Genomic DNA, 23,031 nt, shown 5'->3' with positions numbered 1-23,031 from the left:
CTGATCAGGGTTTGTAGGTAATGCGGTAAATGCGGTTGGCGTGGTCGTCCGAGACCAGCATCGAGCCGTCGGCCAGCACGGCGATATCGACCGGGCGACCGCTGACTTCCTCGCCCTGCAGGAAGCCGTCGATGAAGGCGGTGTCGCTCACCACCTGGTTGCCGTACAGCGTGATCAGGCGCACCTGGTAGCCGATCTTGTTGGCGCGGTTCCAGGACCCGTGCTCGGCCACGAACAGCTGGTTGCGGTAAGCCTGCGGGAAGGCGGTGCCGGTGTAGAAGGCCATGCCCAGCGGCGCCACGTGGGGGCCGAGCTTGGCCACCGGCGGGGTGAACTCTTCGCAGGTGCGTCCCTTGGCGAAGTCGGGGTCCGGCACCACGCCGCCGTGGCAATAGGGGAAGCCGAAGTGCATGCCCAGCTTGGGCGCGACATTCAGTTCGCAGGATGGCGTGTTGTCGCCCATCTCATCGCGGCCATTATCGGTGAACCACAGTTCCTTCGTCTCCGGATGCCAGTTAAAGCCCACGGTATTGCGCACGCCGCGCGCCACCAGCTCCCAGTTGCTGCCGTCCGGATTCATGCGCCAGATCTTGGAGTAGGCTTCGTCTTCCTTATTGCAGACGTTGCAGGGTGCGCCGATCGGCACATACAGCTTGCCATCCGGCCCGGCCTTGATGTACTTCTCGCCGTGCCAGCCTTCCTTTGGCAGGTCGTCCTTGATCACCTTGTAGGAAGGCTTGGACGCGTAGGTGCGGTCGATGTCCGCAAACTTGATGATGCGCGAGATCTCGCCCACATACAGGTCGCCGTTCAGCAAGGCCACGCCGTTCGGCTTGTCCAGGCCTTCGGCCACGGTCACGATCCTGTCGACCACACCGTCCTTGTTTTCATCGATCAGCGCGTAGACCTTGCCCGGCTTGCGCGAGCCCACGTACACGATGCCGCTTGGCGACACGGCCATCTCGCGCGCGCTCTCCACCTTGTCCGCATAGATCGAGATGCTGAAGCCCTTCGGCAGCTTCAGGCCCGCCAGCGGATTGGCGGCAGCGGCAGGCTTGGCGGCCTTGCGCGCGGCGGCGGACTTGGGCGAAACGTAATCAGCAACTTGAGCGATCTGCTCCTTGGTCAGCACGCCCGCCCAAGCCGGCATGCCCTTGTCGGGCACGCCCTTGCTGATGATCTTCACCAGATTCGCCTTGGTCGGCTCGCCGTGGATCCATTTGGCGTCGGTCAGGCTGGGACCTTCGGCGCCTTGCAGCTCAACGCCATGGCAGGAGGCGCAATAGGTCTGGTACAGTTTCGCCGACGCCGCGATGTCGGCGGCATGGGCGGACACTCCAAGGAACAGCAAGGCTGCACCGACGAGCGCTTTGTTCATTATTTTTCTCCGGCTGTGATTTGCAATGCCCCGCATCATAAAGGAAAAAGGATAGAGAATGAGGAAGATGCTTACGTTGTTGGCCTGCCTGTTTGCGCTGAACGCAGCGGCCGCGGATTTCGTCAGGGTCAAGGGGACGCACTTCGAGCGCGAGGGCAGGGCGTACTACGTCGCCGGCGCCAACCTCTGGTATGGCGGCTACCTGGGCGCGGCCGGCAAGCCGGGCGACCGTGCACGGCTGGCGAAGGAACTGGATGCGTTGAAGGCGCTGGGTATCAATAATGTGCGCGTGCTGGCCGTGTCCGAACGGACGGCGATGCCGAGCGCCGTGAAGCCCGCCACCACCAGCGCGCCGGGCCGCTACGACGAGCAGCTGCTGCAAGGCCTGGACTTCCTCATGGCCGAACTGGCGAAGCGCGATATGACGGTGGTGCTCTACCTGAACAACTTCTGGCAATGGTCCGGCGGCATGACCCAGTACCTGAACTGGTTCGAGGGCACGCCGGCCATCGACCCGAACATCACCAAGGACTACGAAGGCTTCATCGCGGCGACCGCGCGCTTCTACCAGAGCACGAAGGCCCAGGAGGAGTATCGCCGCGTGATACGCGCCATCGTGCAGCGCACGAACACTGTCACCGGCAAGCGCTATGCGGAAGACACGGCCATCATGGCCTGGCAGCTGGCCAACGAGCCGCGGCCCGGCAACAGCAAGGCCGGTATGGAAGAGAAGGCGAGTTATGTGCAGTGGATCGCCGACACCTCCGCCTACATCCACGGCCTGGACCCGAACCATCTGGTCAGCACCGGCAGCGAGGGCGTGATCGGCTCGGCGCGCGATGCGGAGCTGTTCGAGCGCGCCCACCGTGCGCCGGGCGTCGATTACCTGACCTACCACCTGTGGCCAAAGAACTGGGGCTGGGTCACAAGCTGGGATAACGCCTGGGCCAAAAGCAGCGCTTACCTGAACGCGCATATCGACGCCGCGAAGCGGCTGGGCAAGCCCATCGTCCTGGAAGAATTCGGCTGGGACCGCGACGGCGGCGCCTTCGCCCTGAGCGCCGGCACCACCCAGCGCGACCGCTTCTACCGCGAGGTGCTGGAAACCGTCGCCAGCCGTGCCGCCAAAGGCGACCCCATCGCCGGCTTTAATTTCTGGGCCTGGAGCGGGGCAGGGCGGGCCGCCAATGCCGATTTCTGGTGGAAGGAGGGCAACGACTTCCTCGGTGACCCGCCGCAGGAGGAGCAGGGCCTGTTCTCCGTCTTCGATTCGGACGCCGGCACCCTGGCCGTGCTGCGCGAGTATTCGGCGCGCCTGACACGGCTGAGTAAGCCCCTTATGCCCTAAAACACCGGTTTTTGACGCCTGATCCGCGTTTTTTGCATTTCGTCGCAATTCCAGTGATGGGGCGGAGCGATATCGATAAGATGCAAGCATAGAAAAACTGGTTATAAAGAAAGGGGGATTCAAGATGAAAACCGCAAAAAATACCCTGGTCGTCGCTGTCGCCACGATAGGCAGCGTCGTGCTGGTCGCCTTGAGCGCGCTTGAACTCCCTTACATGATGGTTGCCGCCAACCTCTGACGCTGACAACCAAAAGGATTTCGAGATGAAGATGACTTTCACCATTGGCCTGCTGTTCACTACCCTGTGTACCTTCCTGGGAGTGGCCCAAGCCGCCGATGAGACCACCACGGAAAACCGTGTGATCGATGCCCGGGTCGTGCGCGTCAAGCTGGATGGCGTGATCGACCTGAAGTTGCGACAAGGTTCGACCCCGCAGCTCAACATCATCGGCGACAAGCGCTACGTGACCAAGGTCACTGCCGTGCAGACGGGCGACACCCTGCACCTGGATACCGAAACCCATGGCGTCAAGCTGAACCGGCAGTCCACCGTGCGTGTCGAACTGGTGCTGCCGCAGCTGAGGGAGCTGGTTTCGGAAGGGGTGGGCACGACGGAAGTCAGCGGCTTCACCGGCGACAAGATCGACCTGACCCTGGACGGGGCGGGCAGCATGAAAGTGGTCTGTGACTACAAGCAGCTGAAGGCCAACCTGGGCGGCGTCGGCAGCATGCATGTGTGGGTGACTGAAAACGATAACGTGGATCTGGATTTGCAGGGCGCCGGCTACATCACAATCGGCGGCCGCAGCAAGCAGCTGAAGGCGACACTAGGCGGGCTGGGCGGACTGAATGCGCAGCAGTTCCAGGTGGACGATGTGAACCTTGAATTGAGCGGACTGGGCAACGCCACCGTCAACGCCAGGAGCAACGCAACGTTGAACCTGAGCGGACTGGGATCGGTGACCGTGTACGGCAAGCCTCAGAACCGTAACGTCAGCGTGGATGGGCTGGGCAAGGTCAGCTGGAAGTAGCGGCCCGCGCGGGGCAGAGACAGATTCAGCAGTGCAAAGAACGGATAAATACAAAGCACCATGAAAAAATTAAGAGGCGTTTTACTTGGCGATCGGCATCGTGCTGGGGCTACAGTTCCCGGCCATGGCCGGCTTTGCCGAAGGGGCCATGGCGTATAACAACAAGAACTATACGCTGGCCTACAAGGAGATTCTGCCGCTGGCCAAGGCGGGGAATGCGGATGCCGAGCACTTGCTCGGCCTGATGTATTACATGGGCCGCGGCGTGCCGCAGGACTATAAGCAGGCGCTGGCCTGGCACCGCAAGGCCGCTGCCAAGGGCAAGGCCGATGCGCAGTATGTGGTGGGCGCCATGTACTACACGGGCAATGCCGTGATCCAGGACCATAAGCAGGCCGTGGTGTGGTTCCGCAAGGCGGCCGAGCAGGGGCATGCGGACGCGCAGCAGGTGCTGGGGCTGATGTACCGGTATCACATCGGCGGCATGCCGCAGGATAATGTGATTGCTTATATGCTGTGGAACCTGGCGGCGGCCAATGGCTCGGCGAATGCGGCCGAGCAGCGCGCGGCCGTTGTGAAGGCGATGACGCCGGAGCAGATCGAGGAGGGGCAGGCGCTCTCCTCGAGCTGGAAGCCGGGGACGCCGCTGCCGCGCGCCTCCCGAACTGGCGGCGGCTGACAAAACCCACGGCGTAACCCTAGTGTCTGCCACATCGTGGCAGACACTTGTTTTATGCCGTGGGTTTCTTTTGACTATGGCGGCACACTGATTTAAAATCTCGCCCGTCATTGGGGAGTAGCCGCTCTTCGTCTCCCGAAGAGGCATGCGTCAACACACTTGGCCCACAGGCCATGGCGTATGCGGTCCCGAAACTTGGCAAGACCTTTGACCACAACGCCGCCGATTTTTAGGCCGGGGGCGTGTTGTGGTCATTCGTCCGTGCCCGGCCTGGGAAATATCAATGGAAGCACTCCTCGTCTCCACCGGCGTTGTCGCCCTTGCTGAAATCGGCGACAAGACCCAGCTCCTCGCACTCCTGCTCGCCGCCCGATTCCGCAAACCCGTGCCCATTGTGCTCGGCATCCTGGCCGCCACCCTCGTCAACCACGGTATTGCCGGGGCGCTGGGCGCCTGGATCACGTCCGTGCTGACGCCGGAAGTGCTGCGCTGGGTACTCGGCCTGGGCTTCCTCGGCATGGCGGCCTGGACCCTGATCCCGGACAAGATCGACGAAGACGAAGACAGCACGCCTGCGACCCGCTTCGGCGTCTTCGGCGCCACCCTGGTCGCCTTCTTCCTTGCCGAAATGGGCGACAAGACGCAGATTGCCACCGTGGCCATGGCCGCCCATTACGGCGCGCCCCTGATTGTCGTGGCCGGCACCACCCTCGGCATGCTGATTGCGGATGTGCCTGCCGTTTTCGTGGGCGACCGCCTGTCGCGCAAGATCCCGATGAAGCTGGTGCATGGCGTGGCCGCCGTCATGTTCGCACTGCTGGGCATTGCCACCCTGACGGGCATGGGAGAACGCTTCGGTTTCTGACGCGGTAAAATTGTCGCTTTACTCATGGGAGGGCAGGCGATGATGCGCGCAATCGAAATCAGCAAACCCGGGGCGGCCGACGTGCTGCGGCTGTGCGAACGTCCGCTGCCGGTGGCCAGGGAAGGGGAGGTGCGCATCCGCGTGCACGCGGCCGGCGTCAACCGCCCGGACGTGTTCCAGCGCCTGGGCTCCTATAACCCGCCGCCGGGCGCCAGCGACCTGCCGGGCCTGGAAGTGGCGGGCGAGATTGTCGATGGCGACTTGGGCGCCACCGGCTTCAAGATCGGCGACATGGTCTGCGCCCTGGTCCAGGGTGGCGGCTATGCCGAGTACGTAACCGCGCCTGTCGAGCAGTGCCTGCCTGTGCCGCGCGGCATGTCGCCGCTGGAGGCGGCCTCGCTGCCGGAGACTTTCTTTACCGTCTGGAGCAATGTGTTCGATCGCGCCCAGCTGGGCAAGGGCGAATCCCTGCTGGTGCAGGGTGGCACCTCCGGCATCGGCGTGACGGCCATTCAGCTGGCCAGCGCCCTCGGCCACCGTGTGTTTGCCACCGCGGGGAGCGACGAGAAGGCGCGCGCTTGCGAAGCCCTGGGCGCCGAGCGCGGCATCAATTACCGCAGCGAGGATTTCGCTGCCGTGGTCAAGCAGCTGACGGGCGATATCGGCGTCGATGTGATCCTGGATATGGTGGGCGGCGACTACCTGCCGCGCGAAATCAACTGCCTGGCCGACGATGGCCGCATCGCCATCATTGCGCTGCTGGGCGGCGGCAAGTCCCAGATTGATCTCGGCCAGGTGCTGCGCCGCCGGCTGACCGTGACCGGTTCCACCCTGCGGCCCCGTTCCGTGGCTTTCAAGGCGGCCATCGCGCGCCAGTTGAAGGAAAAGGTGTGGCCGCTGCTGGAAGCGGGGGATGTCAAGCCCGTAATCTATGAAAGCTTCCCGCTGGAGCAGGCGGCGGCCGCGCATGCGCTGATGGAGTCGAGCCAACACGTGGGCAAGATCATGTTGCAGGTGGTTTGACCGGTCTTCCCCAGGCGGGCTACAATTGCGGGTTATTAAATTTTAGGCAGTCATGCGACGCAAACTTGTTATCGGCAACTGGAAGATGAATGGCTCCCGCGCCGCGAATTCCGTCCTGCTGTCCGGCATCGTGGCCGGTTTCAAATCTGGCAAGGCCGATGCGGCCGTCTGCGTTCCGGCTCCCTATCTGGCACAATGTGAGGCTGAACTGGCTGAAACGCCGGTCGCCTGGGGCGGGCAGGACGTTTCCGCCTACGCTGCCGGCGCCTATACCGGCGAGGTGGCGGCGTCGATGTTGCTGGATTTTGGCAGCAAGTTTGCCATCGTTGGCCACTCCGAGCGCCGCGCCTACCACGGCGAGAACAATGAGCTGGTGGCGCAGAAGGCGCTGGCTGCCGTGAACGCCGGCCTGGTGCCGGTGGTCTGCGTCGGCGAAACGCTGCAGCAGCGCGAAGCGGGCAAGACGGCCGTGACCGTCTGCCTGCAGCTGCAGGCTGTGCTGGACGTGCTGGACACGGCCGCGCTGGAAAAGATTGTGCTGGCCTATGAGCCCGTGTGGGCCATCGGTACCGGCAAGACGGCTACCCCGGCCATGGCGCAGGAAGTGCACGCACTGCTGCGCAAGCAGGTGGCTGAACGGAATGCGGCGGCGGCCGCCGGCATGCAGATCCTGTATGGCGGCAGCATGAAGCCGGAGAATGCGAAGGATTTGCTGGCTCAGCCTGATATTGACGGCGGGTTGATCGGCGGCGCGGCCCTCAAGGCCGAGGATTTCCTGGGCATTATCGAGGCCGCGTGACGGGAAAACACGGCGGATCAATGATCCGCCCTACGCAACGGTGGATTAATCACGCTGTTGATTGTTTGAGGGCGCGTGACGGATGGCTTGTCCGCGCCGTTGAATGGATTAGGGCGCGTGACGGGTGGATTGTCCGCGCCGTTGGATGGTTTGAGGCCGCGTGGCTGGTGAATTGTCCGCGCCTTGGATGGTTTAAGGCCGCAGGCTGTAGGGGGATCATTGATCCGCCGTGAGCGGCCGGGGTGTTTCCGAAGTTGGATGAGCCCCAAGTAATTGGCTTGTAATTTCTTTAATTGAGAATGGAATAGCATGAACTCTTTGTTCAATCTGATCATCGTAGTGCAGGTCCTGTCCGCGATTGCCATTATCGGCCTCGTGCTGCTTCAGCACGGCAAGGGTGCCGACATGGGCGCGGCCTTCGGTTCCGGCGCTTCGGGCAGCCTGTTCGGCGCCACCGGCTCGTCGAACTTCCTGTCCAAGTCCACCGCACTGGCGGCAGCGATCTTCTTCGCCGCCACCCTGGGCCTGTCGATGCTGGCGAACCAGCGCGGCGTGAGCGCCGGCGGCGGCGTGATGGAAAACGTGACCGTGCCGGCGCCGGTCAAGGGTTCGGCTGCCATTCCGTCGGCAGCTCCGGCTGCTGCTCCGGCAGCAGCAGCGCCTGCGGGTGAGGCGGCTCCGGCTGCTGCGCCTGCAGCTTCGGCTCCGGCGGCGCCCGCCCCGGCTCCGGCGAAGTAAAACTGGCAATTTTGAAATTTTTGCCGCTTTTCTTCTTGATATTGCGCAATACGCATTAACAACGGCGTGAAAGAAGAGTAGAATAGCGGCCTTATGCCGACGTGGTGAAATTGGTAGACACGCTATCTTGAGGGGGTAGTGGCGCAAGCTGTACGAGTTCGAGTCTCGTCGTCGGCACCAGAAATTCAGAAAAGCCAGCAAGGGCACATGGGCTCCAATCCATGGCTAAGCTGGTTTTTTTACGAGGATGTGTCGTTTGATCCTGGTCTCAGCATTTGATTGGGGTCGAGCGTTAAATGCACCGCAAATCATCGCAGTGCTTCTCCCCAACCGATCGTTCAACAAAAGCTGCAGACCATATCGTGAACCTCGAAAATTATTTCCCCGTCCTCCTGTTCCTCTTAGTCGGCCTCGGTGTCGGCGTAGTTCCGCAAGTACTGGGCCATATCCTTGGTCCCAACAAGCCCGATGCGGCGAAATTGTCTCCCTACGAGTGCGGCTTCGAAGCCTTCGAAGACGCGCGCATGAAATTCGACGTGCGTTACTACCTCGTCGCAATTCTGTTCATTCTGTTCGACCTTGAAACGGCATTCTTCTTCCCCTGGGGCGTATCCATGCGCGAACTGGGCTGGCAGGGTTACGTGACGATGATGGTGTTCATCGCTGAATTCGTGGTCGGTTTTTGGTATATCTGGAAGAAAGGTGCCCTTGATTGGGAATAAGCCATGGCTATTGAAGGCGTATTGAACGAAGGCTTCATCACCACGACTGCCGACAAGCTGATTAACTGGGCGCGTACGGGTTCTATGTACCCGATGACGTTCGGTCTGGCTTGCTGCGCGGTGGAGATGATGCATGCTGGTGCGGCCCGTTACGACCTGGAGCGTTTCGGTTTCATGTTCCGTCCGTCGCCACGTCAGTCCGACGTGATGATCGTGGCAGGCACCCTGTGCAACAAGATGGCCCCTGCGCTGCGCAAGGTCTATGACCAGATGCCGGATCCGCGCTGGGTGATCTCGATGGGCTCCTGCGCCAACGGCGGCGGCTACTACCACTACTCCTACTCCGTGGTGCGCGGCTGCGACCGTATCGTGCCGGTGGACGTGTATGTGCCGGGCTGCCCGCCAACCGCGGAAGCGCTGCTGTACGGCATCCTGCAGCTGCATAACAAGATCAAGAAGACCAACACGATCGCGCGCTAAGGGCTGTACAACATATGACTACACATCTGGAAAACCTGGTCGCCGCCCTCGAAACCACGCTGGGCGAGCGGGCCAAAATCGTTGTCGCGCTGGGCGAGGTGACGATCACTGTCAAATCTGGTGACTACTACCGGGTAATGCAAGAGCTGCGCGACGACGCAGCTTTGCGTTTTGAAGAACTGATCGACCTGTGCGGCGTTGACTACCAGAGCTACGGCGAAGGCACCTGGGATGGCCTGCGTTTCGCAGCCGTGACCCACCTGCTGTCCGTGGAAAAGAACTGGCGCCTGCGCGTGCGCGTGTTCGCGCCGGACGATGAGCTGCCTATCGTGGCCTCCGTGACCCCGATCTGGCGTGCCGCCAACTGGTTCGAGCGCGAAGCGTTCGACCTGTACGGCATCATCTTCGAAGGCCACAACGACCTGCGCCGCATCCTGACCGACTATGGCTTCATCGGCCACCCGTTCCGCAAGGACTTCCCGGTGTCCGGCTACGTGGAAATGCGCTATGACCAGGAGCAGAAGCGCGTGGTCTACCAGCCTGTGACGATCGAACCGCGCGAAAACGTACCGCGCGTGATCCGCGAAGAAAACTACGGGATGAAATAATGGCTGAGATTAAGAATTACACCCTGAACTTTGGTCCGCAGCACCCGGCAGCGCACGGCGTGCTGCGCCTGGTGCTGGAGCTGGACGGTGAGGTGATCCAGCGTGCCGACCCGCATATCGGCCTGCTGCACCGCGCCACCGAAAAGCTGGCCGAACAGAAGACCTACCTGCAGTCCGTGCCTTACATGGACCGCCTCGACTACGTGTCGATGATGTGCAATGAGCACGCCTATGTGATGGCGATCGAGAAGCTGCTCGGCCTGGAAGTGCCGATCCGCGCCCCAGTACATCCGCGTGATGTTCGACGAAATCACCCGTCTGCTGAATCACCTGCTGTGGCTGGGCGCGCACGCGCTGGACGTGGGCGCCATGGGCCCCTTCCTGTACGCCTTCCGCGACCGCGAAGACCTGATGGACTGCTACGAAGCGGTATCGGGCGCGCGCATGCACGCCGGCTTACTACCGTCCGGGCGGCGTCTACCGCGACCTGCCGGAAGCGATGCCGCAGTACAAGGCCTCGCTGATCCGCAACGCAAAGGCGCTGGCCGAGCGTAACGAGAACCGCCAGGGCTCGATGCTGGACTTCATTGAAGACTTCACCAAGCGTTTCCCGACCTATGTCGACGAATACGAAACCCTGCTGACCGATAACCGTATCTGGAAGCAGCGTACCGTGGGCATCGGCGTGGTTTCGCCGGAAGACGCGAAAGCCATGGGCTTCACCGGCGCCATGCTGCGTGGCTCGGGCGTGCTGTGGGACCTGCGCAAGAACCAGCCGTACGAAGTGTATGACAAGATGGACTTCGACATCCCGATCGGCACCAACGGCGACTCGTATGACCGCTACCTGGTGCGTATCGAAGAGATGCGCCAGTCGAACAAGATCATCAAGCAGTGCGTGGCCTGGCTGCGCGCGAACCAGGGTCCTGTCATGACCAGCAACCGCAAGGTGGCGCCGCCGTCGCGCGTGGACATGAAGACCAATATGGAATCGCTGATCCACCACTTCAAGCTGTTCACCGAAGGCTTCCACGTGCCGCCGGGCGAAGCGTACAGCGCGGTGGAGCACCCGAAGGGCGAATTCGGCATCTACCTGATTTCCGATGGCGCCAACAAGCCGTACCGCATGAAGATCCGCGCACCGGGCTTCGCCCACCTGCAGGGTCTGGACGAAATGTCGCGTGGCCACATGATTGCCGACGCAGTGACCATCATCGGTACCCAGGACATCGTTTTCGGCGAAATCGACCGATAAGGGAAGAAGAATGCTGTTATCCCAAGAATGCTATAAAAAAATCGACCGCGAGTTGGCCAAGTATCCGGCCGACCAGCGCCAGTCGGCCGTGATGGCCGCACTGGCCCACGCCCAGGTGGAACTGGGCTGGGTTTCTCCGGAAGTGATGAAGGAACTGGCTGACTACATCCGCATGCCGGCCATCGCCGTGCAGGAAGTGGCCACCTTCTACAATATGTACAACCTGAAGCCGGTCGGCAAGCACAAGATCACCGTGTGTACCAACCTGCCGTGCGCGCTGTCCGGCGGCGTGAAGGCGGCCGAGCACCTGAAACAGAAGTGGGGCATCGACTTCCGCGGCACCACCGAAGACGGCCAGTTCACGCTGATGGAAGGCGAGTGCATGGGCGCCTGCGGCGACGCACCCGTCATGCTGGTCAATAACCACCGTATGTGCTCCTTCATGAGCAACGACAAGATCGACGCCCTGGTGGAGGAACTGAAGAAATGACCTCGCTGCACGACCGTCACATCAATCCCCTGATCCTGAAAGACCTGAACGGCGACAACTGGCACCTGGCCGACTACGTGAAGCGTGGCGGCTACTCGGCGCTGCGCCGCATCCTGGAAGAGAAGATCCCGCCCGAGCAGATCATTGCCGAGCTGAAGACCTCCGGCCTGCGCGGCCGCGGCGGTGCGGGCTTCCCGACCGGCCTGAAATCGTCCTTCATGCCGCGCCAGTTCCCGGGCCAGAAATACCTCGTCTGCAATACCGACGAAGGCGAACCGGGCACGTTCAAGGATCGCGACATCATCCGTTACAACCCTCACTCGCTGATCGAAGGCATGGCCATCGGCGCTTACGCCATGGGCATCACCGTGGGCTACAACTACATCCACGGCGAGATCTTCCAGGAATACCTGCGCTTTGAAGAAGCGCTGGAAGAGGCGCGCGCCGCCGGCTTCCTGGGCGACAAGATCATGGGTTCGGAGTTCAGCTTCCAGCTGCACGCGCACCACGGCTACGGCGCCTACATCTGCGGCGAAGAAACCGCGCTGCTCGAATCGCTGGAAGGCAAGAAGGGCCAGCCGCGCTTCAAGCCGCCGTTCCCGGCGTCCTTCGGCCTGTACGGCAAGCCGACCACCATCAACAACACCGAGACCTTCGCGGCCGTTCCGTTCATCCTGAACATGGGCGCCGAGAACTACCTCGCGCTGGGCAAGCCGAACAACGGCGGCACCAAGATCTTCTCGATCTCGGGCGACGTCGAGCGTCCGGGTAACTACGAAGTCCCGCTGGGCACTCCGTTTGCCAAGCTGATGGAACTGGCCGGCGGCATGCGCGGCGGCAAGAAGATCAAGGCCGTGATCCCGGGCGGGTCCTCCGCGCCGGTGATCCGCGGCGAGATCATGATGCAGACCGACCTCGATTACGACGCGATCGCCAAAGCCGGCTCCATGCTCGGTTCGGGCGCCGTGATCGTGATGGACGAGACGCGCTGCATGGTGAAGGCGCTGGAACGCCTGGCCTACTTCTACTACGAAGAGTCCTGCGGCCAGTGCACGCCGTGCCGTGAAGGCACCGGCTGGATGTACCGCATGGTCCATCGCATCGAGAACGGCCAGGGCCGCGCCTCCGATCTGGACATGCTGAACTCCATCGCCGACAACATCCAGGGCCGCACCATCTGCGCGCTGGGCGATGCTGCCGCAATGCCGGTCCGCGCCTTCGTCAAGCAGTTCCGCGAAGAATTTGAATATCACGTCGAACACAAGCACTGCCTGGTGCCTGTATCGGCTTACTAAGCTGCGATTATCATGGTTGAAATCGAAATTGACGGCAAAAAGGTAGAAGTCCCTGCGGGCAGCATGGTGATGGACGCCGCCAACAAGCTGGGCACCTACATCCCGCACTTCTGCTATCACAAGAAATTGTCGATCGCAGCAAACTGCCGCATGTGCCTCGTTGAAGTGGAAAAGGCTCCCAAGCCTCTGCCAGCATGCGCCACGCCGGTCACGGCGGGCATGGTGGTCAAGTCCCACTCGGACAAGGCCGTGCAGGCCCAGAAGTCCGTGATGGAATTCCTGCTGATTAACCACCCCCTGGATTGCCCGATCTGCGACCAGGGCGGCGAGTGCCAGCTGCAAGACCTGGCCGTGGGCTACGGCAAGAACGAATCGCGCTACGAAGAAGAAAAGCGCGTCGTGCATCCGAAGGACGCCGGTCCGCTGGTGTCGATGCAGGAAATGTCGCGCTGCATCCACTGCACCCGCTGCGTGCGCTTTGGCCAGGAAGTGGCCGGCGTAATGGAGCTGGGCATGCTGGGCCGCGGCGAACACTCCGAGATCACCACCTTCGTGGGCGAAGCGGTGAACTCCGAGATGTCCGGTAATATGATCGACCTGTGCCCGGTCGGCGCACTGACCTCCAAGCCGTTCCGCTACAGCGCCCGTACCTGGGAACTGTCGCGCCGCAAATCTGTATCGCCGCACGATTCGACCGGCGCCAACCTGATCGTCCAGGTCAAGCAGGGCAAGGTCAAGCGCGTGCTGCCGCTGGAGAACGACGCCGTCAACGAGTGCTGGATCTCCGACAAGGACCGCTTCTCCTACGAAGGCCTGGAGTCCGCCGAACGCCTGACCCAGCCGATGCTGAAGCAGGGCGGCGAGTGGAAGGAAGTGGACTGGCAAGTGGCGCTGGAATACGTGGCGCACGGCCTGAAGAACATCAAGCATGAACACGGCGCCGATGCGCTGGCTGCCTACGGCACCGGCCAGGCCACCGTGGAAGAACTGGCGCTGCTGAAGAAGGTCATGCACGGCGTGGGTTCCGAGAACATCGATTTCCGCCTGCGCCAGAGCGACTTCGCACTGGACGGCGAGATCAAGCCGTGGCTGGGCATGCCGATCGCCGAGATCAGCAAGCTGAAGTCCATGTTCGTCATCGGTTCCTTCCTGCGCAAGGATCACCCGCTGTTCGCGACCCGCATCCGCGCCGCCGTGAAGGCTGGCGCCAAGCTGTCCGTGCTGCATGGCGCCAATGAAGAAAACCTGATCAACACCGCCAACACCATCACCGCTGCGCCTTCCGACTGGCTGGCCGCGCTGTCCGGCGTGGTGGCTGCCGTGGCCAAGGCCAAGGGCGTGGCCGCTCCGGCCGGCTTCGACGGCGCTGCCGTTTCCGCTGAAGCGGAAGCGATTGCCGCTTCGCTGGCCGCAGGCGATGCAGCCAAGGCCGTCTTCCTGGGCAATGCCGCTGCCGCGCATCCGCAGGCTTCGGCGCTGCACGCTGCTGCGCAGTGGATCGCCGAGCAGACCGGCGCCAAGCTGGGCTACCTGACCGAAGCTGCCAACACTGTGGGCGGCTACGTGGTGGGCGCCGTGGCGAAGAACGCCGCGCCGGCCTTCTCCGCACCGAAGAAAGCTTACGTGCTGCTGCACGCCGAGCCGGAACTGGATGCCGCGAATCCGCAGGCTGCCGTTGCTGCGCTGAAGGGCGCGGAAATGGTGGTGGTCATGTCCGCCTTCAAGCACGGCATGGACTATGCCGACGTGCTGCTGCCGGTTGCGCCTTTCGCCGAGACTTCGGGCTCCTTCATCAACGCCGAAGGCCGCCTGCAAAGCTTCAACGGCACCGTCAAGCCGCTGGGCGAAGCCCGTCCGGCCTGGAAGGTGCTGCGCGTGCTGGGCAACATCCTGGGCCTGGGCGGTTTCGACTACGAAACCTCGGAAGCGATCCGCGACGAGCTGTTCGAGAACGGCGTGACCGACCTGTCGGCCCAGCTGAACAACACTGCGAAGAAAGCACCGGTAGCCGCCGTTGCCGGCGCCGGCGACAAGCTGGAACGCCTGGCCGATGTGCCGATCTACTTCGCCGACGCGCTGGCCCGCCGTTCCGGCCCGCTGCAGGCAACCGCCGACGCAGCCGCGCCGAAAGCGCGCCTGTCCGTGGCAGCCGCCGAGAAGCTGGGCATCAAGTCCGGCGACAAGGTGCAGGTGACCCAGGGCTCCGGCTCGGCCATCCTGGAAGCCGCCATCGACGCCGCGCTGCCGGCCAATGTCGTGCGCGTAGCTGCCGCACACGTATCGACCGCCGCACTGGGCGATATGTTCGGTCCGATTACCGTTGCTAAAGCAGGGGAGGGCAAGTAATGGCTCTGCCAGAAATGATTGATTCGATTAAAGCCGCGGGCGAAGCCAACCTGGGTACCTTCTGGACCTTCATCTGGACGATGATCAAGATCCTGTGTGTGACCCTGCCGCTGATGGGCCTCGTGGCTTACCTGACGCTGTGGGAGCGCAAGCTGCTGGGCTGGATCCAGATCCGTATCGGCCCGAACCGCGTGGGCCCGAACGGCCTGCTGCAGCCGATCGCCGACGCGCTGAAACTGCTCTTCAAAGAGATCATCACCCCGACCAAGTCGAACAAGTCCCTGTTCTTCATCGGTCCGGTGATGACCATCATGCCGGCGCTGGCCTGCTGGTCGGTGGTGCCGTTCGCGCCGGGCGCCGCCCTGGCGGACGTCAATGCCGGCCTGCTGCTGGTCATGGCGATCGCCTCGATGGAAGTGTACGGCATCATCATCGCCGGCTGGGCTTCCAACTCGAAGTACTCCTTCATGGGTGCGATGCGTGCATCGGCGCAGATGGTGTCCTACGAAATCGCGATGGGCTTCGCGCTGGTGATCGTGCTGATGGTTTCCGGCTCGCTGAACTTCTCCGAAATCGTGGCCGGCCAGCAGAAGGGCACCATGGCTGCCATGGGCATCAACTTCCTGTCCTGGAACTGGCTGCCGCTGCTGCCGATCTTCGTGGTCTACCTGGTTTCCGGCCTGGCCGAATGTAACCGCCACCCGTTCGACGTGGTGGAAGGCGAATCCGAGATCGTCGGCGGCCACATGGTCGAATACGGCGGCATGGCTTACGCGATGTTCTTCCTGGCGGAATACGCCAACATGATCCTGATCGGCCTGCTGGCATCGGTCATGTTCCTGGGCGGCTGGTCCGCTCCGATCGCGGCGCTGGAAATCGGCGGCGTGTTCGGCGGCTTCTTCTGGCTGTTCATCAAGACCTTCTTCATCGTGTCTCTGTTCATCTGGACCCGCGGTACGTTCCCGCGCTACCGCTATGACCAGATCATGCGTTTGGGCTGGAAAGTGTTCATCCCCCTGACCCTGGTGTACCTGGTGTTCGTGGCGACCTGGATGCAGACCTCCTGGAATATTTGGAAGTAAGAGAGCGAATACAGAATGGACCGATTGAAAGATTTCTTCGGCAGCTTCATGCTGACCGAATTGTTCAAGGGGATGGCGCTGACCGGCAAATACATGTTTGCCAAGAAGATCACCGTCCAGTTCCCTGAAGAGAAGACGCCGATTTCGCCGCGTTTCCGCGGCCTGCACGCACTGCGCCGTTATCCGAACGGCGAAGAGCGCTGCATCGCTTGCAAACTGTGCGAAGCGGTGTGTCCGGCGATGGCCATCACCATCGAGTCGGAGCAGCGTGACGACGGTTCGCGCCGCACCACGCGCTACGACATCGACCTGACCAAGTGCATCTTCTGCGGCTTCTGCGAAGAGTCCTGCCCGGTCGACTCGATCGTGGAAACCCACGTACTGGAATACCACGGCGAAAAGCGTGGCGACCTGTACTACACCAAGGAAATGCTGCTGGCCGTGGGCGACCGCTACGAAGCGGAAATCGCCGCCAACCGCGCTGCCGACGCTCCTTACCGCTGATCGCCGAGGCTAAACTAATGAACTTCACAACCGTATTGTTCTACGTGTTCGCTGCCATCCTGGTGCTGGCATCGATGCGCGTCATCACGGCCCGCAACCCGGTACATGCTGCACTGTACCTGGTGCTGGCCTTCTTCCAGGCGGCCGGCATCTGGATGCTGCTGAAAGCCGAATTCCTGTCCATCGTGCTGGTGCTGGTGTATGTCGGCGCCGTGATGGTGCTGTTCCTGTTCGTCGTGATGATGATCGACATCGACCTCGACAAGCTGAGGGCAGGGTTCTGGAACTATCTGCCGCTCGCTTCCATCATCGGCGGCGTGATCGTGCTGGAGATGGCTTCCGTGCTGTGGCGCTCCTTCGGCGTGGCAAGCGCCCAGGCGCCTGCGGCGTCGAACACCATCGGCCAGACCAAGGCACTGGGCCTGGCGATTTTCACTGAATACATCTATGCGTTCGAAGTTGCAGCGGTGGTCCTGCTGGTGGCAATCGTTGCCGCCGTGGCCCTGACCCTGCGCCGCCGCAAAGACACCAAGCACTTCGACCCGGCCGATGCGGTCCGCGTCAAGCGTAACGACCGCCTGAAGATCGTGAAGATGGACGCTGTCGTCCACGCTCCGGTCGAAGCGGCCACGAAGGAGGCACCATGACTTTATCGCTCGCACACTACCTGGTCCTGGGCGCGATCCTGTTCGCGATCTCGATCGTCGGTATTTTCCTGAACCGCAAGAACGTCATCATCCTGCTGATGGCCATCGAACTGATGCTGCTGGCAGTGAACATGAACTTCATCGCGTTCTCGCATTACCTGGGCGATGCGGCCGGGCAGATCTTTGTCTTCTTCATCCTGACCGTGGCCGCCGCCGAATCGGCGATCGGCCTCGCGATCCTGGTGGTGCTGTTCCGTAATCTGGACACCATCAATGTGGAAGACCTGGATAGCCTTAAAGGCTGAGTTAGTAACCTCGAAGAATAGACATAAGGTTAATCATGACGGGGCAACTTAACCCAACCCTCCTACTGGCCGTACCACTGGCGCCGCTGGCAGGTTCCGCAATCGCGGGCCTGCTGGGCACCAAGTTCTTCGGCAATGTCGTCGGCCGCAAGGTGTCGCACACTGCGACCATCCTCGGCGTGCTGATCGCTTTCCTGATTTCCTTCCAGACCCTGCTGCAGGTGATGGATGGCGCGACCTTCAACGGTGACGTGTACCGCTGGATGACCGTGGCCGGCGTCAAGCTGGCCGTCGGTTTCCAGATCGATGCGCTGACCGCGATGATGATGAACGTGGTGACCTTCGTGTCGCTGATGGTGCACATCTATACCATCGGCTACATGGAGCATGACGAAGGCTACAACCGCTTCTTCTCCTACATCTCGCTGTTCACCTTCTCGATGCTGATGCTGGTGATGTCCAACAACTTCCTGCAGCTGTTCTTCGGCTGGGAAGCTGTGGGCCTGGTGTCCTACCTGCTGATCGGCTTCTGGTACACCCGCCCGACCGCGATCTTCGCCAATATGAAGGCCTTCCTGGTCAACCGCGTGGGCGACTTCGGCTTCATCCTGGGCATCGGCCTGCTGCTGGCTTATTCCGGTTCGATGGATTACCAGGAAGTGTTCGCCAAGCGCGAATACCTGGCGACCCTGCACCTGCCGGGCAGCAGCTGGATGCTGATCACCGTGGCCTGCATCTGCCTGTTCATCGGCGCAATGGGCAAGTCGGCCCAGTTCCCGCTGCACGTCTGGCTGCCGGACTCGATGGAAGGCCCGACCCCGATCTCCGCACTGATCCACGCGGCGACCATGGTGACCGCCGGCATCTTCATGGTGACCCGCATGTCGCCGCTGTTCGAACTGTCCGATACCGCACTGTCCTTCGTGATGGTGATCGGCGCCATCACCGCGCTGTTCATGGGCTTCCTGGGCATTATCCAGAATGACATCAAGCGCGTGGTCGCTTACTCGACTCTGTCGCAGCTGGGCTACATGACCGTGGCGCTGGGCGCTTCGGCCTACTCGGTGGCCGTGTTCCACCTGATGACCCACGCCTTCTTCAAGGCGCTGCTGTTCCTGGGCGCAGGCTCCGTCATCATCGGCATGCACCACGACCAGGACATCCGCAATATGGGCGGCCTGTCGAAGTACATGAAGATCACCTGGATCACCTCGCTGCTGGGTTCCCTGGCGCTGATCGGTACGCCGTTCTTCTCCGGCTTCTACTCGAAGGATTCGATCATCGAAGCCACGATGCTGAGCCACCTGCCGGGCGCCGGCTTCGCCAAGTTTGCCGTGCTGGCCGGCGTGTTCGTGACCGCCTTCTATTCCTTCCGCATGTACTTCCTGGTCTTCCACGGCAAGGAGCGCTTCGGCCAGGAACACCACCACGCGCACGAGTCGCACCACGCGGGACGAAGCGGATGAAGATCCGGACCATCACCACGGCCTGGCGCCGGGCGAGAAGCCGCACGAGTCGCCATGGGTGGTGACGCTGCCGCTGATCCTGCTGGCGATTCCTTCCGTGATCATCGGCTACCTGACCATCGGCCCGATGCTGTACGGCGACTTCTTCAAGGGCGTGATCTTCATTGGTGAAAACCACCATGCGATGCACGAACTGGCGGAAGAATTCCCTGGCGCGCTGCAGATGGCGATCCACTCGCTGACTTCGCTGCCGCTGTGGCTGGCGATTGCTGGCGTGGCTTCGGCTTACTACTGCTACATGATCAATCCGAAAGTACCGGAAGCGTTCTACAACGCGCTGAAGCCGCTGCACACGCTGCTGGACAACAAGTACTACATGGACAAGTTCAACGAAGCCTTCTTCGCCCGCGGCGCACGCCTGCTGGGTGAGGGCCTGTGGAATGTGGGCGACCGCACCCTGATCGACGGCCTGGTGGTGAACGGCTCGGCGAAAGTGGTGGGCTGGTTCTCCTCGCTGACCCGGGTGCTGCAGACCGGTTACATCTATCACTACGCGTTCGTGATGATCATCGGTATCCTGGGCTTCCTGGTGTACTTCCTGCCGTTTTGGCACGCTTAACAGCTGACGCAAAGAGATAAAAGATGCAGTCAACGATTAATAATCTTCCTCCTTACCTCAGCCTGTCCATCTGGCTGCCGGTATTGTTCGGCCTGATCGTGCTGGCGATCGGCCGCGATTCCCGTGCCGGCATGGTGCGCGTGCTGTCGCTGGTCGGCTCGGTGGTTTCCCTGCTGCCGACCATTCCGCTGTTCACGCAGTTCGACAAGACGGCGCACGGCCTGCAGTTCGTCGAAAAATCGGCCTGGATCGAGCGCTTCAACATTTACTACACGCTGGGCATCGATGGCCTGTCGATGTGGTTCATCCCGCTGACGGCTTTCATCACCATTATCGTGGTGATCTCCGCCTGGGAAGTGATTACCGAGCGCGTGGCCCAGTACATGGGCGCGTTCCTGATCCTGTCCGGCCTGATGATCGGCGTGTTCGCCGCCATGGACGGCCTGCTGTTCTACTTCTTCTTTGAAGCGACCCTGATCCCGATGTACATCATCATCGGCGTCTGGGGTGGTTCGAACCGCATTTACGCAGCGTTCAAGTTCTTCCTCTACACCTTCTTCGGCTCGCTGCTGACGCTGGTCGCACTGATCTACCTGTACAACAAGTCCGGCAGTTGGGACATCCTGGCGTGGCACAAGCTGCCGCTGAACATGACCGAGCAGGTAGCCATCTTCTTCGCCTTCTTCATGGCCTTCGCCGTGAAGGTGCCGATGTTCCCGGTCCACACTTGGCTGCCGGACGTGCACGTGGAAGCGCCGACCGGCGGCTCCGCCGTGCTGGCCGCGATCATGCTGAAGCTGGGCGCCTACGGTTTCCTGCGATTCTCGCTGCCGATCGTGCCTGACGCGTCGAAAGACCTGGCCGGCTTCGTGATCGTGCTGTCCCTGATCGCCGTGATCTACGTTGGCCTTGTGGCCATGGTGCAGAAGGACATGAAGAAACTGGTGGCATATTCGTCCATCGCCCACATGGGCTTCGTGACCCTGGGCTTCTTCATGTTCAACGACATGTCGATGCAGGGCGGTATCATGCAAATGGTGTCGCACGGCTTCGTGTCCGGCGCAATGTTCCTTTGCATCGGCGTGATGTACGACCGCATGCACTCGCGCCAGATCGCCGACTACGGTGGCGTGGTGAACAAGATGCCGAAGTTCGCAGCCCTGTTCATCCTGTTCTCGATGGCCAACTGCGGCCTGCCGGCCACTTCCGGCTTCGTCGGCGAATTCATGGTCATCCTGGGCGCCGTGCAGTTCAACTTCGTGACCGGCATCCTGGCCGCCACCGCCCTGATCCTGGGCGCGGCTTACTCGCTGTGGATGGCCAAGCGCGTGATCTTCGGCGCCATCACCAACCCGCATGTGGAAGAAATGACCGACCTGAATGGCCGCGAATTCCTGATGCTGGGCATCCTTGCGGTGGCCACCCTGTACATGGGCCTCTACCCGGCGCCGTTCACCGACGTGATGCAAGTTTCCGTGGCCGACCTGCTGCAGCATGTCGCACAGAGCAAGCTGGCTGCCGTCGCAGCACACTGATTGCAAATAGGACCAAGTTTTCATGAATAACACTAACCTGATCCCGCTCTCCGCAGAGGTCTTTCTGCTGGTCGCCGCTTCGGCGATCCTGCTGATCGATATGTTCCTGAACGAGAGCAAACGCGCGATCACCTACGGCCTGTCGCTGGCGACGCTGCTTGGCTGCGCCTTCTTCACCTTCGCTGATTTCAGCGCAGGCACCACGGTGTACGCGTTCTCGAACATGTTCATCAACGACCCGATGGGCAACCTGCTCAAGCTGTTCACCTACCTGGTGACCGGCATGACCCTGGTGTATTCCCGCCAGTACGCGCATGACCGCGGCATGCTGGGCGGCACCCTGGGCGGCGAGTTCTACGTGCTGGCCCTGTTCTCCGTGATGGGGCAGATGGTCATGATCTCGGCGAACAGCTTCCTGTCGGTCTACCTCGGCCTGGAACTGATGTCGCTGGCCCTGTACGCCCTGGTGGCTCTGCGCCGCGACAATGCCCGCGCTACCGAAGCGGCAATGAAGTACTTCATCCTGGGTGCGCTGGCTTCCGGCTTCCTACTGTACGGCATGTCCATGCTGTACGGCGCGACCGGCACGCTGGAAATCACCGAGGTGGCCAAGAAGATCGGCTCCGGCACCGTGAACCCGACCATCCTGGTGTTCGGCCTGGTGTTCCTGGTGGCCGGCCTGGCCTTCAAGCTGGGCGCCGTGCCCTTCCACATGTGGGTGCCTGACGTCTACCAGGGTTCGCCGACCGGCGTGACCCTGCTGCTGGGCGGCGCGCCGAAGCTGGCGACCTTCGCCATCTGCGTGCGCCTGCTGGTGGAAGGCATGCTGCCGATGGCATTCGACTGGCAGCAGATGCTGATGATCCTGGCCGTGCTGTCCCTGGCCATCGGCAACCTGACCGCAATCGCCCAGACCAACCTGAAGCGCATGCTGGCTTACTCCACCATCGCGCAGATGGGCTTCGTGCTGCTCGGCCTGATGGCCGGCGTGGTGGGCCAGTCCCCGGCCAACGCCGCCGCGGCTTACAGCGCCGCCATGTACTACTCGATCACCTATGTGCTGACCACCGTCGGCACCTTCGGCCTGATCATGGTGCTGGCGCGCCAGGGCTTCGAAGCGGAAGAACTGGAAGACTTCAAGGGCCTGTCCAAGCGCAGCCCGGGCTATGCACTGCTGATGTCCGTGCTGATGTTCTCGCTGGCCGGCGTGCCGCCGATGATGGGCTTTGCCGCCAAGTTCGCCGTGCTGCAGTCCGTGCTGGCCACCGGCCAGGTGTGGCTGACCGTGTTCGCCGTGATGTTCTCGCTGGTGGGTGCGTTCTACTACATCCGCGTGGTGAAGAATATGTGGTTCGATGAGCCGTCCGAGAATGCGCCGATCATCGTCTACGGCGACAAGGCAATCGTGCTGGGACTGAACGGCCTGGCCGTGGTGGCACTGGGTATGATCCCTGGTCCGCTGCTGAACGCCTGCATGACCGCCATGGCCAAGACCCTGGCTTCGTAATGGATGTAAATGCTTCAAGCTGGCTGGTCATCCTGCTCGCAGTGGTGGCCGCCAACCTGCCTTTCGTGAACGAAAAGGTATTCGCCCTCATCCCGGTGTCCCGCAAGCTGTTCGTGGTGCGCCTGGGTGAGCTGGCGGTCTACTACCTGATCGTCGGCGCGATCGGCATGGCCCTCGATCCCGCATCGGCACCGGTTTCCCGCAAACGTGGGAGTTCTACTGGATCGGCGCCTTCGTCTTCCTCGTCCTGGCTTTCCCCGGCTTCGTGGTACGCTACCTGCGTAAACACCACAAGACCTGAAAATCTGG

General features: G+C 61.8%; 20 protein-coding genes, 1 tRNA gene, 3 pseudogenes and 1 riboswitch. Of the genes and pseudogenes, 23 read left to right on the top strand and 1 reads right to left on the bottom strand.

Translation table 11 applies throughout. The features are described 5' to 3' along the window. Positions 1-4: 4 nt before the first annotated feature. The gene (locus tag ACHMW6_RS23460; RefSeq protein WP_395400353.1) at positions 5-1,378 is read right to left on the bottom strand and encodes a c-type cytochrome; all 1,374 of its coding nucleotides are present in this window, start codon (positions 1,376-1,378) and stop codon (positions 5-7) included. Between the two features lie 58 nt (positions 1,379-1,436). On the opposite strand from ACHMW6_RS23460, the gene ACHMW6_RS23455 reads away from it, so the two are divergent. From ACHMW6_RS23455 to ACHMW6_RS23345, 23 genes and pseudogenes are all read left to right on the top strand, one after another. Then, complete coding sequence (locus ACHMW6_RS23455) at positions 1,437-2,726, top strand: cellulase family glycosylhydrolase (protein ID WP_395400351.1); 1,290 nt, start codon at positions 1,437-1,439, stop codon at positions 2,724-2,726. A 263-nt stretch (positions 2,727-2,989) separates the two neighbouring features. Then, complete coding sequence (locus tag ACHMW6_RS23450) at positions 2,990-3,757, top strand: GIN domain-containing protein (protein ID WP_395400349.1); 768 nt, start codon at positions 2,990-2,992, stop codon at positions 3,755-3,757. Between the two features lie 124 nt (positions 3,758-3,881). Further along, positions 3,882-4,436, top strand: a complete 555-nt coding sequence (locus tag ACHMW6_RS23445) for a tetratricopeptide repeat protein (RefSeq protein WP_395408696.1) — start codon at positions 3,882-3,884, stop codon at positions 4,434-4,436. A gap of 100 nt (positions 4,437-4,536) precedes the next feature. Beyond that, positions 4,537-4,715, top strand: a riboswitch (yybP-ykoY riboswitch). A gap of 4 nt (positions 4,716-4,719) precedes the next feature. Beyond that, a complete protein-coding gene (locus ACHMW6_RS23440) occupies positions 4,720-5,301 on the top strand; it encodes a TMEM165/GDT1 family protein (RefSeq protein WP_395400347.1) in 582 nt (193 codons plus the stop codon). A gap of 42 nt (positions 5,302-5,343) precedes the next feature. Further along, a complete protein-coding gene (locus ACHMW6_RS23435) occupies positions 5,344-6,324 on the top strand; it encodes an NAD(P)H-quinone oxidoreductase (RefSeq protein ID WP_395408695.1) in 981 nt (326 codons plus the stop codon). Positions 6,325-6,376: 52 nt separating this feature from the next. Next, complete coding sequence (tpiA, locus tag ACHMW6_RS23430; RefSeq protein WP_395400345.1) at positions 6,377-7,123, top strand: triose-phosphate isomerase; 747 nt, start codon at positions 6,377-6,379, stop codon at positions 7,121-7,123. 309 nt (positions 7,124-7,432) lie between these two features. Beyond that, entirely contained in the window at positions 7,433-7,861 is a 429-nt protein-coding gene (gene secG / locus ACHMW6_RS23425) for a preprotein translocase subunit SecG (protein WP_395400343.1), read from the top strand. Between the two features lie 95 nt (positions 7,862-7,956). Further along, a tRNA-Leu gene (locus ACHMW6_RS23420) sits at positions 7,957-8,041 on the top strand. A gap of 182 nt (positions 8,042-8,223) precedes the next feature. Beyond that, positions 8,224-8,583, top strand: a complete 360-nt coding sequence (locus tag ACHMW6_RS23415; RefSeq protein ID WP_161025933.1) for an NADH-quinone oxidoreductase subunit A — start codon at positions 8,224-8,226, stop codon at positions 8,581-8,583. Between the two features lie 3 nt (positions 8,584-8,586). Next, positions 8,587-9,063 (top strand): NuoB/complex I 20 kDa subunit family protein, encoded by a 477-nt coding sequence (locus ACHMW6_RS23410; protein ID WP_395400341.1) that lies wholly within the window; start codon positions 8,587-8,589, stop codon positions 9,061-9,063. A 14-nt stretch (positions 9,064-9,077) separates the two neighbouring features. Next, positions 9,078-9,671, top strand: a complete 594-nt coding sequence (locus ACHMW6_RS23405) for an NADH-quinone oxidoreductase subunit C (RefSeq protein WP_395400339.1) — start codon at positions 9,078-9,080, stop codon at positions 9,669-9,671. Continuing rightward, a pseudogene (locus ACHMW6_RS23400) lies at positions 9,671-10,926 on the top strand (NADH-quinone oxidoreductase subunit D). The gene ACHMW6_RS23405 and the pseudogene ACHMW6_RS23400 overlap by 1 nt, the downstream one beginning before the upstream one ends. Before the next feature lie 10 nt (positions 10,927-10,936). Beyond that, the gene (gene nuoE / locus ACHMW6_RS23395) at positions 10,937-11,416 is read left to right on the top strand and encodes an NADH-quinone oxidoreductase subunit NuoE (protein WP_395400337.1); all 480 of its coding nucleotides are present in this window, start codon (positions 10,937-10,939) and stop codon (positions 11,414-11,416) included. Further along, positions 11,413-12,711, top strand: a complete 1,299-nt coding sequence (gene nuoF / locus ACHMW6_RS23390; protein ID WP_395400335.1) for an NADH-quinone oxidoreductase subunit NuoF — start codon at positions 11,413-11,415, stop codon at positions 12,709-12,711. Before nuoE ends, nuoF begins: the two co-directional genes overlap by 4 nt. Positions 12,712-12,723: 12 nt before the next feature. Beyond that, positions 12,724-15,057 carry an NADH-quinone oxidoreductase subunit NuoG gene (gene nuoG, locus ACHMW6_RS23385; RefSeq protein ID WP_395400333.1) on the top strand — a complete coding sequence of 778 codons (2,334 nt, stop codon included), beginning with the start codon at positions 12,724-12,726 and terminating at the stop codon, positions 15,055-15,057. Continuing rightward, entirely contained in the window at positions 15,057-16,139 is a 1,083-nt protein-coding gene (nuoH, locus tag ACHMW6_RS23380) for an NADH-quinone oxidoreductase subunit NuoH (protein WP_395400331.1), read from the top strand. Before nuoG ends, nuoH begins: the two co-directional genes overlap by 1 nt. A 15-nt stretch (positions 16,140-16,154) precedes the next feature. Beyond that, positions 16,155-16,643 carry an NADH-quinone oxidoreductase subunit NuoI gene (gene nuoI / locus ACHMW6_RS23375; protein ID WP_395400329.1) on the top strand — a complete coding sequence of 163 codons (489 nt, stop codon included), beginning with the start codon at positions 16,155-16,157 and terminating at the stop codon, positions 16,641-16,643. 17 nt (positions 16,644-16,660) lie between these two features. After that, positions 16,661-17,290, top strand: coding sequence for an NADH-quinone oxidoreductase subunit J (locus tag ACHMW6_RS23370; protein WP_395400327.1), 630 nt, complete (start codon positions 16,661-16,663; stop codon positions 17,288-17,290). Further along, complete coding sequence (gene nuoK, locus ACHMW6_RS23365; protein WP_135200508.1) at positions 17,287-17,595, top strand: NADH-quinone oxidoreductase subunit NuoK; 309 nt, start codon at positions 17,287-17,289, stop codon at positions 17,593-17,595. Before ACHMW6_RS23370 ends, nuoK begins: the two co-directional genes overlap by 4 nt. 35 nt (positions 17,596-17,630) lie before the next feature. Beyond that, positions 17,631-19,680: pseudogene (gene nuoL / locus ACHMW6_RS23360) on the top strand (NADH-quinone oxidoreductase subunit L). A 23-nt stretch (positions 19,681-19,703) separates the two neighbouring features. Further along, the gene (locus tag ACHMW6_RS23355) at positions 19,704-21,215 is read left to right on the top strand and encodes an NADH-quinone oxidoreductase subunit M (protein ID WP_395400325.1); all 1,512 of its coding nucleotides are present in this window, start codon (positions 19,704-19,706) and stop codon (positions 21,213-21,215) included. A gap of 22 nt (positions 21,216-21,237) precedes the next feature. Continuing rightward, positions 21,238-22,722 carry an NADH-quinone oxidoreductase subunit NuoN gene (gene nuoN / locus ACHMW6_RS23350; RefSeq protein WP_395400323.1) on the top strand — a complete coding sequence of 495 codons (1,485 nt, stop codon included), beginning with the start codon at positions 21,238-21,240 and terminating at the stop codon, positions 22,720-22,722. Continuing rightward, a pseudogene (locus tag ACHMW6_RS23345) lies at positions 22,722-23,023 on the top strand (DUF2818 family protein). Before nuoN ends, ACHMW6_RS23345 begins: the two are co-directional and overlap by 1 nt. Positions 23,024-23,031: the final 8 nt, after the last annotated feature.

This window comes from Pseudoduganella sp. UC29_106 (genome assembly GCF_044055365.1).
GTDB lineage: Bacteria > Pseudomonadota > Gammaproteobacteria > Burkholderiales > Burkholderiaceae_D > Rugamonas.
The sequence above is the reverse complement of the archived record's forward strand: the minus strand, read 5'-3'. Positions and strand labels throughout refer to the sequence as shown.